Genomic DNA, 11,290 nt, shown 5'->3' with positions numbered 1-11,290 from the left:
CAGCGTGACAGAATCTGAGTCTTTTGCTCTAGCGCTTGCAACTGTTCTTTCGAAGGACGGGTCTATGATCTGGGACGATGGACCAAGGACGTCTCCTCAAAGCTTACAGCGGCTCTTCACAGCGTACCGCGGTTCTTCTGCCTACTGAACTTCTTAGCCCTCAGAAGGCAAGAAGTCTCTGTCTTCGGTGATGACTCTATCTATTTCACCGATTTCGGCCATTTTGAACGGAGCAATTACTTCAAATTTGCTGGTATCAACAAGAAGAATTTTCGCGCTGGAGTTGAGAAGCATCTTCCTTTTTATGCTGGCGGAGAAGGGACTCAACTCGAATGTCCCTATCTTCTTTCTTAGCGAGGCACATGAAAAGAAGAACTTGTTTGCATATATAGAGCTCACGAGACTTTCGGCTCTGGGGCCAATAAGCGAATCAAATCCATACTGGAGACTGCCGCCGCTCGACTCAACCGAAAAACCCTGGACTTTCGAGAGCGCAAGCAGTATGTTGATTCCATTTGTGATTATGTGCAGTTTATTGAAAGCCCTGGATAGCTTCAAAGCGAATACGTAGCATGTGGTGCTTTCATCTATGAAGAGGACATCATTCTCTTCTACAAACTCTATTGCCTTTTCAGCGATCCTCTCTTTAGCCTCTCTTGATAACCTCAACCTTTTCAGAAAGAAGCTGTTGGGGTCTGTTTCCTGATTAACCGCTCTTACTACTCCATATCCGTTGATCACAAGACCTGATTTCTGTAGATCTCTCAAGTCTCTTCTCAGCGTGACTAGAGAAACATCCATTAGAGATGCAAGTTCTTGAGTATTGATCGATTCTCTTTCGGAAAGAACGCTAAGAATGTTCTGTCTTCTGTCTTCTTTCTTCAAAGCCATCCGCTCAACTCCAGCACACCTTGCTCATCTTCCTCTTCTCTTTGCAAGTCTCAGGGCTTCGACTCCAAGAAGCAACGCTCCCCACAATGCAAGCGTCAAGAACTGACTGATTCCGAGAAGGTTTAGTCCACTTGAGATAACCTGTAGCAAGACCAACCCAAGGAAGACACCGGACACTTTCCCGAATCCACCATTTGGATTGATTCCACCTAGAACTGAAACTAACACGGTAACTAGAAGATATGAAGAACCGTAACCGGCCTTTGCGGAATTGAATCTCGCAATCATTATCAAAGAGGCTATCCCGGCCAGAAAACCCGAGATCATGTAAACGAGAATGGTCACCTTGTTGGTGCTTATCCCAGAGAAATTAGTAGCTTTAATATTTGAACCAATCATATAGGTCGATAAACCCAGCCGCGTCTTGTTCAGAATTATCGCAACAACCACCGCAACCGCTATTAGAATAAACATCGGTACCGGTATTCCCAGGAAGGTTCCATTGCCAATTACAAGAAGGTTCCTTGGCAGGCCTGAAATAACATACCCTCTGGTTATAACCAGGCTTATTCCTTCGAGAAGAGTCATAGTTCCTAGCGTCGCAAGAATTGGCGAAACACCGATGTACGCGATTATCATTCCATTTACTAGTCCCACTATGAGTGAAATCGATAACCCTGCGAGCACAGCCAGAAAGATCGTCCAGCCCAGTCCGGCTCCTCCCGCACTCGACGCTAAATCCCCCGTCAAAATCATCGCCATAATTATCCCGGAGAGATTCGCCGAACTTATTATCGACAGGTTAATCCCACCAGTGAGCATCGTTATCATCATCGCAAATGCCAGTACTCCCAGCTCAGGAAGCTGGAATGCCATCGACTGGAGGTTGCTGGGCCTGAGGAATTTTCCCGGAAGAGCGAGCGAGAACAATAGCACCAGGATGGCCAGAATCGCTCCAAGTGAGAGGATCTCGGAGTGCTTTGATAGTCTTCCTCTGCCTGTGTCAGTTTTCAACATTGATTATCGCTCCTTTTCTCTCGCGGACTTTTCTCTGATAGGCCGTTATCCCCACGCTGACGACGATGATCGCTCCGATAAATACCTTATGCCAGTAAGAGGAAATTCCGAGTAACGTAAGGCCATTCTGAACGATGACAATCAAACCGAAACCAAGAACCGTCCCAAGAATACTACCCGTACCTCCTGCAAGGCTTGCTCCTCCAAGAACAACAGCCGCCAGAACTTCCAGTTCTCTGCCCATCAAGGCATTGGGGGCGACAGTCAACATCATGTTCGCTTGAACTGTTGAGGCGATGCCTGCAAGAAAACCCATGTAACAATAGACGAATAGCTGCGTTTTGAGAACACTTATGCCCACACGTCTTGCCGCTTCCTGATTTCCTCCCACGGCGTATATGTTTCTCCCCAGAGCCGTGTACTTAAGTATCAGCCACGTAAGAATGAAGGAAAGAACTAGAACCAGAATCGGTATAGTAATTCCAGGGTTGTCTCCGAATCTGACGAGATTCCTCTCCATGAACCACATTGGAAAGCCGTAAATCCATGTACCGCCGCTGATAAATATCAGAAGGCCGTAGAACAGGTTCATGGTTGCGATCGTCACGATTATTGGCGGCGTCTTGAGGAAATAGATAAGTAAAGCATTGACCAAACCCAGAGCAATTCCGACAAGAGCCCCTATTGCAAAGGCCAGGAACATATTCCCGCCACAATGGATTACGATGGTAGCCATTACATATTGCGCAACAGTCGCAGTTGCCGTAAATGAGATGTCAATTCCTCCTGAGATCAGGACAACCAAGACGCCTGCGGCCATTATCGCTAGAAAGGAGTTGCTCTCAACCATCCCGTAGAGATTGGTGAAAGCAAGAAAACTTGGCTTCAAAATGGTGAAGAAAAGTGAGACGACTATTATTACAAGCAAGAGATAAAACTCGCTCTTGCCGAATACTTTTCTCAATCTTGAATTACTGTCCGTTGATCTTTTCATACAGCTCTCTCTCCGTGAGCTCGCTGGAGTTGTACTTTCCGATTATTCTTCCCGCGCTCATAATATAAGTCGTGTTTGAATGATAGATTGCTTCTTCTGCTTCATCCGTGATCATGATTATCGAAATTCCTTCTGCAGCTAGTTCTCTTATTATCTTGTAAATGCTGTCCTTCGCCGCAACGTCTATTCCCACAGTCGGGGAATCGAGAATCAACACCTTCGGATTTATCGCTAACCACTTTGCGATTACAACCCTCTGTTGATTGCCGCCTGAAAGCGTGTTAACCGGAGAATCCGCTGAGGGAATTTTGATCGAAAGCTCGTCGACCCACCGCCTCACTTCTTTTCTCTCCTTGACCTTGCTCAAAAGCCTGATTCTCGACAGTATTCTCTTGAGAACCGTCAGCACTATGTTCTTGCTCACTGGCTGCTCCATAACAAGACCATTTTGTAATCTATCCTCAGGCACATATGCAATTCCCGCTCTCATAGCGGCCATGGCGCTTCCAGGGTTAATTCTCTTCCCTTCTACGAAGATCTCTCCTACGTCAGGAGGATTCATTCCGAAGAGTGAGAGAACAAACTCGGTTCTGCCTGAACCCATCAAGCCTGTGATACTTACTATTTCACCCTTGTGAACCTTCAGATCAATTTCCTTGTAATTGTTTCTTCTTGAGAGATTTCTGACTTCTAGAACAACTTCTTCACCAAAATACGGAGTCAGTTTGGAGTACTGGAACTCCTTTCCTGTCATGAGAAATGAGAGCCTCTGTCGCGTCAATTCTGTTGCATCGAAGGCGCCAACTTTCTTCCCGTCACGAAGAACGGTAACTCGCTGGGCTACCTCCATTATTTCATCAAGTTTATGGCTAACGAAAATCGTGGAGATTTCTCTGTTCTGAAGCTCATTTATCACTCTAATCAGCGACTTCACCTCTTTCTTGCTGAGGGAAGCCGTGGGTTCGTCCATTATTACAAGTCTCGCCTTGGCATTTATTGCCCTGCATATCGCCACAACTTGTCTTTCTGCTATGGAAAGCTCGCTCACTTCACGTCTTGGATCTAAAGAGACTCCAATCTTTCCCATCGTTTTCAAAGCCTCTTCTTCGGTCTCTTTCCATTTCATAAGGCGACTTCCCGCTTCCACTCTCGAAGAAATGGCGATATTCTCGGCAACGGTAAGATTTGGGAAGAGTGAGAGATCCTGATAGATAACCTGGATTCCCTCCCTCACACTGTTAGAGGACTTCTGGTGGCTTATCCTTCTTCCGTCGACATAGATCTCACCGCCGGGATCGGGCGTGTGAATACCCGAGATGATCTTTATCAGGGTGCTTTTGCCCGAACCGTTCTCACCGACCAGGCAATGGACCTCGCCCTTCTCTATTTCGAAATCGACCGAATCGAGGGCAAGTACACCTCCGAATCTCTTCGAGATATTCTTCATCTCCAACAACTTTTCAGCCATAATTACATCACCGGAAAGAGAGGGGGCGGACCCCCTCTCGAAATCAGAACCCGTAAGAAAGGGCGTTTTCAGCAGTTATATCGACTTGCGCGTCAAATTTGACTATGTTTCCTTCGAGAGTTGCCTTTCCAAGACCGGGTATCTCAAAGCCATCGACGACCGCCGGCAAAATACCCTCCGGAATTCCAGCTTCTGCAAGAGCATTCTTTGCATCCAGCAGTGTTTTCGCAAGATAAACCTGTGCAAATCCGGCATCCTTTGGATCCCACAGGTAACCCCACTGCATTAGTCCTTGTTTTAGATAGGGATCAGCGTGGCTTGGAATAACCGTCCCGACAATCTGTACCTTTCCCTTCATGTTCCTTGCGTTGAGTGCCTGAGATGCTCCGATCGGTCCTAATGAACCAAAGCCGACTATACCTTTTAGATTAGGATATGCATTGAGAAGCTCAAGCGTCTTCTGATAGGAAAGCTCGACACTCTCACCACATGGGATTCTCTCAGTTACCAGCTTCATATTAGGATACTTCTCTGCAACATAGGCAAGTCCAACGTCCGCCCAGAAGTTGTGAAGAGGAACTGTGAGCCCGCCGACGAAAACGGCAAACTCGCCTTCTCCACCCATAAGCTGAGCAAGTTTCTCGAAGTTTGCCTCTCCGAACTTGACGTTGTCTATCGTTTCTACGTCCCAGTCGCCACCTTTCTGCTCTGGCGACTCGTGTGTGATGATGATGATACCGTTCGCTCTTGCCTTCTCGAAGACAGGCTCAAGAGCCTTAGCATCATTAGGTACTACGCAGATGGCGTCGACGCCCTTGGCAATAAGGTCTTCAACAATCTTAACCTGCTGTGCAGGATCTGCATCGGAAGGCCCTATCTGATAGGCATTCACGCCGAGTTCATCTGCTGCATCTTTTACACCGACTTCCATTCTGTTGAACCAGGGGATTCCACCGATCTTGACAACGACGGCAATCTCATAGTTCGCTGCTAAGACGGCAACTGTAAACAAGACACAGAACAGGAGCATCAGAAGCTTCTTGTTCATTCACATCCCTCCTTCTATGTGACCGGTAGGCCGGCCCATAAGGTAATAAGAAAAAGCGTCGTCGTAAACATGATTACTTGTGATCAACATTGCAATTCTATCAATTCGCTCTGACAGATCCATATCCGAAGATCACTCGTTATTCGAACTCACAGCTAATGAAGGTCATGTAGCGATAAATAGTCTCGATTTCCGGATTATCTCATCCAGTATTCACGGAGAACTTTAAGAAATCAACTTCGTGTGCTTTCTTCCAGTGGCTTTATGAGTGCTCTTCTACCAGATCGTGTGAAAACTGCTCCGGCTAACACTAAACTGAATTATTCGTCGGAAATCAGTCCTAATCGTTGGAACTGTTGGATATTTGTTCCTAATCGGATTTCTCCAATTACATTTTATTTGGTAAGCTGTAGGTGATAACATATGATATGAAGTTATCATTATACTGGCACATTTTACTCAACAGCATTTCGACGATTTACATGCCGGAGGCGACGATGAAGCAAGGAATTCTCTCGATTGATTTGGGAACCATGGGAGTGAAACTCTCTTTCGTTTCTCTAGAAGGTGATATTCAGCAATCCGCTTATGCCGAGTATCCGATAATTTCTGAACTACCGGGACAGGCCGAGCAAGATCCATCCCTTTGGTGGAAAGGTATCATAGATTGCGTAAGAGACTTGTCTGCTACTGATAGAAATCTGCCCAGGCTTGTCAAGGCGATCTCGATCTGCGGTCAGATGCATACTCATGTCTATCTTGACTCAGACGACGAGCCTATTGGACCTTCGATAACATGGCTCGACCAGAGAAGCAGCGAAATAATAGAGGAATGGAACAAAGATGGAAAGTCAGAGAGGCTCTTTGAACTCACATGGAACTTTCCGACAACTACATATTCAGCGCCACAGATTTGCTGGGTGAAAAAACACAGACCCCAAGTCTTCGAAAAAACGAAATCGATAATGATCGCCAAGGATTATATAAAATTCCTATTGACAGGCAGCAAGGTTACAGATCCCTCGGACGCTTCGGGAACGGCTGTCTTCGACATAAGAAAGAATCAATGGAGCAAAGAGGCTCTCGAACTAATAGGTCTGGATGGGAAACTTCTTTCGCAGGTGATTCCTTCAGCGAGAATAATCGGCCAAGTCACCGAGAAAGCGGCAGGAGAGACCGGCCTGGTCCTGGGAACACCAGTGGTGAACGGCGGTTCTGATCACTCTGTAGCCGAATTGGGTTCCGGCCTACTCGGAGAAGGCGAGGTATCTGTAATAGTTGGAACCGCGGGGGTAGTCGCCGCCTGTACATCCACTCCAGTAATAGATCCCAAGAAGAGAGTAATGTGCTGGAGCTACCCTCTGGAAGGTTACTGGGATATCCTGGGAATAACGCAGACGGCAGCTTCCAGCTTGACTTGGTTCAGAAACTGCTTTGACAAAGAAAGAAGCAGCGAGGTGTTTGATGAATACTCCTCTCTCGCTGAGAGCATTTCTCTCGGATCGGAAGGCCTGGTTTTCCTTCCATACCTGATGGGCGAAAGAACTCCCCTTTGGGACTCAAAGGCCCGGGGTGTCTTCTTCGGACTCACGATGAAGCACTCAAAAGCTCACATGGTAAGAGCAATCATGGAAGGAGTATCATTCTCGATAAAGGACTGCATGAAAGTCGTCGAGGAGTTGGGAGTCAATTTCGACAGTGTAAACGTTATGGGAGGAGGCAGCAAGAGTTCTGTCTGGCGGAAGATACAGTCTGATATTTATGGAAAGAAAGTGAGAACGCTAGAGACTCAGGACACCGGTGCAATAGGTAATCTGATACTCGCCCTTCTTGCCACAAATGAAATTGGCGATCCGAGAGAAGCTGCCAAACTGGTCAGACATGTTGAGACTGTAATCCCCGATCCGATCAGGTCGAAAAGATACGAGAATCTATTTGGAATATACAAGAGAATCTACGATAGTACCCATTCAATAATGGAAGAATTGGAGGCGTATACGCATGAATAAAGATGAATTTGCAGGTCTGGTGCTTGATGCCTGCAAGAGAATGGAAGACCGGGGTATGACGGTTGGAACATGGGGAAACATAAGCGTCAAAGTAAATGACGAAACCTTCCTGATAACTCCAAGCGGGATGAGCTATGGGTGTTTGAAGATCGATGATATTGTGATGGCAGATATGAAAGGCAATACTATTGACAGCAAACGAAAGCCAAGCATAGAGCATGCTCTGCACAGAATGATCTACAGGCACCGGCCGGATGTTGGGGCGGTTATCCACACCCATCCCCAGTACTCTACGGCTTTCGCAATTGCAAGGAAAGACATTCCTGCCGTCTCCGAAGAATTAATACAGATAATCGGAGAGGGTGTCAAATGTGCAGTTTACGCATTGCCCGGAACAGAAGAACTCGCAGCAAACGTAGTCTCAGCCCTAGGCAACAACAACGCAGCGTTGCTGGCTAACCACGGAGCTGTCTGCGTTGGCGGCAACCTGAGCGAGGCTTTCAAGGTAGCCGAGGTACTTGAGAAATCCGCAAAGACTATCATCATGGCAACGATCATCGGAACTCCCCGTGTGATTTCTCATGATGACTGCCTAAAAATGCAGGATTTCGTAAAACATCACTACGGACAAAAATAACTGCACGCAAATCAATGAAGCTTGATCGTAATGACTTAAGAGCCGATTAATGTCGGCTCTTTTCTTCTCCAATGTCAATTCCAACCGATAATTGTAAAAGACTCTCCAAGATTGGGAAAATGATATGACAATATGGCATGATTGTGATTGACAAGTATACAAAACTTCGAGGGGGTTTTTTACATGATTCTACTGGGTATCGATGTTCTGCAAAGAAATGAATTTGCCGATTTGAAGAACAAGGCAGTCGGCCTTGTTACAAACTACTCATTTGTCGACTCTAATCTTAACTGGGGTATAGACCTCTTATTCGAAAACGGTGTCAATGTGAAGAGGATTTTCACACCCGAGCACGGCCTTGGAGGAGTTGCCGACGGAGCACACGTGAGCGATGGTCTCCATCCGAAGTATGGCATTCCCGTAGTGAGTCTATATGGAGACAAGCGCAAACCTATGCAGGAAGACCTTGAGGGTATAGATGTACTGGTTTACGATATACAGGATGTAGGGCTGAGGTTCTATACATTTATCTACACTCTAGCTTATACAATGGAATCGGCGGCCGAAGCCGGTATTCAGTATACCGTACTTGACAGGCCGAATCCGCTGGGCAGAGGGGTCTTCGGAAGCAGAATAGACGATGAGTTGCAGACCTTTGTTGGCGGCTATAGACTGCCCCTCCAGTACGGACTTACTGCAGGAGAGCTCGCTAAATATTTCAAGAAGCTCGTGAAACTTGATCTCGACTTGCAAGTCGTGAAGCTTGAGGGTTGGAATGGTGAAACTTACGATGTCACGTCTCTTTTGTGGAATGTGCCTTCACCGAATGTGCCGACCTATGAATCCCTTCTCGGCTATGCAGGAACCTGCTTCTTTGAAAGCACAAACGTCTCCGAAGGCCGCGGCACATTTAAGCCCTTCATTCTGATCGGAGCTCCATGGATAGACGGATCGGATTTTGCGAAGATTCTAAGAAGTGAATTCCCGGATCTAATATTGAGAAGTCGTGAATTCATGCCCTTCTACAGAAAATATGCAAATGCCAACTGCAGCGGAGTCGAGTTCTTTCCGAGAAATGATGACAACTTCTTTGTCATAACTATGAAGATGATGGATTATTTGCTAAAATATGAAAAATTCGAGATCATGGATCGTTCAGACGATCTGATCGGTATTAAAGACAGCGCACAAAAGATAAGGGCTCGGAAACTCGACTACAATCAATGGAAGGAGTCAGGGATGGAGTTCATAAACTTCGTTGGAGACTGCCTTCTCTATCCCGGGAAGCTTAATTATAGAGATTGAAGGGGGTCGTCATGGGCGAAACACCGATTCCGCTATATTACAAGTTGTATGTCGACTTGAAAGAATCTCTGAATTCCGGAAAGTACCAAAAAGGCGACAAGCTTCCTACAGAGAAGGAGCTCTGTCAGAATTACGGCATTAGCAGATTGACCGTCCGAAGAGCCATGGATGAACTCAGGAGAGAGGGCTTCATTGAAAGATTGAAGGGAAAGGGGACCTTCGTCACCGGCTCGAAACGTGAAGAGCAGTTGGCCATTCTCACGGGATTTACGGATGAAGCGAGAAAGCGTGGCAGTGAAACCCGTTCTGTGGTTCTCGAAAACAAACTCGTGAGAGTCCCGGCCGATGCGGTTGAGCTCTTTGATATTCCGGCGGATGCTATGGTCGTTCTTCTCAAGAGAGTCAGGTTTCTCGAGGGCGAACCATACGCGATTGAAGAGGCTTATCTTAACGTTGGAGCAGATATTCGCTTTCTGAATATCACACAAAGAGACATGGAAAAGGAATCTCTGTATGGGATTTTGAGAAAGGAATTCAGTATAAACATCTCTTATGCAGAAGAAGAAATGGAACTCACTAGACTCAAGAAAGAAGAAGCCCGTTTCCTTCGACAGGATCAAGACGAATGCGCAATAATGCGGAAGAGATTCACTTATACAAAGAGCGATATATGTATTGAATACGTAATTTCACTCTACAGAGCCGACAAGAGCAAGTTCAGAATCGTCAGAAGAATATGACGATGACCGGGGTTGTGTCTGCGGGCAGGAAAGAGCGGAATAAGACGCAAGGCTGCCTTCGGCAGGAGGCAAGGCCGGGAAGAACATCCCAGGTCGCAATGCCCGCTTCGCGGGGAGAGAACCGATTTTCGCTGCGAGAAAACTCTGTATGTTGTGAAGAGCAGTTGCAAGTTGTAAGAAAAAGCAAGAGAGACGGGGTTGCGGGTTGCGGGTTCGTAAGTGCAAAAGAAACTGGTTGACCGTTGAACGGTTCTCCGTTCTCCTACAAGAATGAGAAAGAGCGTAAGAGTCGCGTCTAGCGTCTGGCAAGAGCGAGATCCCGTACAATAACATTACGGGATGACCCTGAACAGGAGACCCCAAACAAAAGCCCCAAACAGGAGCATTTTGGGGCAGGCTCATTGGGATAGGTATATCGGGACAGGCTTTAAGGGATAACAGTCTTTTCTTGCTTTCAGTAATTCTGACGACGCGACAGCTCATAATCCTCGTTTGGGCGCTCAACCTGGATCTAATCTCATCAGTCGCGTTCTCTCTATAATCATTTCGCGGTTCTTAACCAAGAACCGGACACGAAGTGTCTGAACGATGGACGCCCTTCTGCTCTTGATCTTAAATCCCCGCTTGAGCGGGGGGGACCGCTTGCGGTGGGGTGTGTGCTCTTTGAAGCTCGTTTCGAACTGCGCTCCTTTTCGAAAAATGTATCTCAAATGGGGCATCTGTGTGTCACATGCTAGAAAATGGTTCCCCTATAATTCTCTTGTTTTCTCGAAGCGAAGCTCTCGACAAAGCTTCTTCACTGTCGATTCTTACGCTGGACGGGTCCACGGTCTGGGACGAACCAGGGACGCTTTTTCACAGCTCTCAGAGTTTCTTAGCTAGCGTCCAGCGCAAAGCATTTTTTCACAGCGCTCAGCGGGTTTTTGCTCTTAAGAGCACAGCGGTTCTTATGCTTGCAACTTCTTGGCACACTGCAACTCACAACTGTTCTTTCGAAGGACGGGTTCATGATCCTGGACGAAGGACCAAGGACGGCTCTTCACAGCGCACAGCGTCTCTTCTCACCGCGAAGTAGGCCTTGCGTCCCACCGAAGGTGGCATCACTTCCGTCGATGCTTTTCGGCGCATCACTTCTCCGGACGTTTCTCCGGGCATCACTTCCTAGCGTTAGAGAGCCTCGT

At 46.9% G+C, this 11,290-nt stretch carries 9 protein-coding genes; 4 read left to right on the top strand and 5 right to left on the bottom strand.

The window, feature by feature from the left end; translation table 11 throughout:
* Positions 1 to 153 precede the first annotated feature (153 nt).
* From ENN47_10665 to ENN47_10645, 5 genes are read right to left on the bottom strand one after another with little or no spacing between them, the layout of a single operon-like run.
* Entirely contained in the window at positions 154 to 891 is a 738-nt protein-coding gene (locus tag ENN47_10665) for a DeoR/GlpR transcriptional regulator (GenBank protein HDP78619.1), read from the bottom strand.
* A gap of 24 nt (positions 892 to 915) precedes the next feature.
* Positions 916 to 1,908 carry an ABC transporter permease gene (locus tag ENN47_10660; GenBank protein ID HDP78618.1) on the bottom strand — a complete coding sequence of 331 codons (993 nt, stop codon included), beginning with the start codon at positions 1,906 to 1,908 and terminating at the stop codon, positions 916 to 918.
* Complete coding sequence (locus ENN47_10655) at positions 1,895 to 2,902, bottom strand: ABC transporter permease (protein ID HDP78617.1); 1,008 nt, start codon at positions 2,900 to 2,902, stop codon at positions 1,895 to 1,897. The genes ENN47_10660 and ENN47_10655 overlap by 14 nt, the downstream gene beginning before the upstream one ends.
* Positions 2,880 to 4,370 carry a sugar ABC transporter ATP-binding protein gene (locus ENN47_10650; protein HDP78616.1) on the bottom strand — a complete coding sequence of 497 codons (1,491 nt, stop codon included), beginning with the start codon at positions 4,368 to 4,370 and terminating at the stop codon, positions 2,880 to 2,882. Before ENN47_10650 ends, ENN47_10655 begins: the two co-directional genes overlap by 23 nt.
* 43 nt (positions 4,371 to 4,413) lie before the next feature.
* A complete protein-coding gene (locus tag ENN47_10645) occupies positions 4,414 to 5,418 on the bottom strand; it encodes an autoinducer 2 ABC transporter substrate-binding protein (protein ID HDP78615.1) in 1,005 nt (334 codons plus the stop codon).
* 428 nt (positions 5,419 to 5,846) lie between these two features.
* On the opposite strand from ENN47_10645, the gene xylB reads away from it, so the two are divergent.
* The 4 genes from xylB (at position 5,847) to ENN47_10625 (ending at position 10,109) form a co-directional block, all read left to right on the top strand.
* Positions 5,847 to 7,427, top strand: a complete 1,581-nt coding sequence (gene xylB / locus ENN47_10640) for a xylulokinase (GenBank protein ID HDP78614.1) — start codon at positions 5,847 to 5,849, stop codon at positions 7,425 to 7,427.
* Positions 7,420 to 8,064: a class II aldolase/adducin family protein gene (locus ENN47_10635; GenBank protein HDP78613.1), complete on the top strand. Its 645-nt coding sequence runs from the start codon at positions 7,420 to 7,422 to the stop codon at positions 8,062 to 8,064. Before xylB ends, ENN47_10635 begins: the two co-directional genes overlap by 8 nt.
* A gap of 183 nt (positions 8,065 to 8,247) precedes the next feature.
* A complete protein-coding gene (locus ENN47_10630) occupies positions 8,248 to 9,369 on the top strand; it encodes a DUF1343 domain-containing protein (protein HDP78612.1) in 1,122 nt (373 codons plus the stop codon).
* An 11-nt stretch (positions 9,370 to 9,380) separates the two neighbouring features.
* Positions 9,381 to 10,109, top strand: coding sequence for a GntR family transcriptional regulator (locus tag ENN47_10625; GenBank protein ID HDP78611.1), 729 nt, complete (start codon positions 9,381 to 9,383; stop codon positions 10,107 to 10,109).
* The last annotated feature ends 1,181 nt before the right edge of the window (positions 10,110 to 11,290 follow it).

It is taken from the genome of Mesotoga infera, assembly GCA_011045915.1.
Taxonomy (GTDB): domain Bacteria; phylum Thermotogota; class Thermotogae; order Petrotogales; family Kosmotogaceae; genus Mesotoga; species Mesotoga infera_D.
The sequence above is the reverse complement of the archived record's forward strand: the minus strand, read 5'-3'. Positions and strand labels throughout refer to the sequence as shown.

Excerpts from the sequence above, each read along its gene's own strand:
- ENN47_10665 (HDP78619.1), bottom strand. The coding sequence starts at position 891 with ATGGCTTTGAAGAAAGAAGACAGAAGACAGAACATTCTTAGCGTTCTT.
- ENN47_10660 (HDP78618.1), bottom strand. The coding sequence starts at position 1,908 with ATGTTGAAAACTGACACAGGCAGAGGAAGACTATCAAAGCACTCCGAG.
- ENN47_10655 (HDP78617.1), bottom strand. The coding sequence starts at position 2,902 with ATGAAAAGATCAACGGACAGTAATTCAAGATTGAGAAAAGTATTCGGC.
- ENN47_10650 (HDP78616.1), bottom strand. The coding sequence starts at position 4,370 with ATGGCTGAAAAGTTGTTGGAGATGAAGAATATCTCGAAGAGATTCGGA.
- ENN47_10645 (HDP78615.1), bottom strand. The coding sequence starts at position 5,418 with ATGAACAAGAAGCTTCTGATGCTCCTGTTCTGTGTCTTGTTTACAGTT.
- xylB (HDP78614.1), top strand. The coding sequence starts at position 5,847 with ATGAAGTTATCATTATACTGGCACATTTTACTCAACAGCATTTCGACG.
- ENN47_10635 (HDP78613.1), top strand. The coding sequence starts at position 7,420 with ATGAATAAAGATGAATTTGCAGGTCTGGTGCTTGATGCCTGCAAGAGA.
- ENN47_10630 (HDP78612.1), top strand. The coding sequence starts at position 8,248 with ATGATTCTACTGGGTATCGATGTTCTGCAAAGAAATGAATTTGCCGAT.
- ENN47_10625 (HDP78611.1), top strand. The coding sequence starts at position 9,381 with ATGGGCGAAACACCGATTCCGCTATATTACAAGTTGTATGTCGACTTG.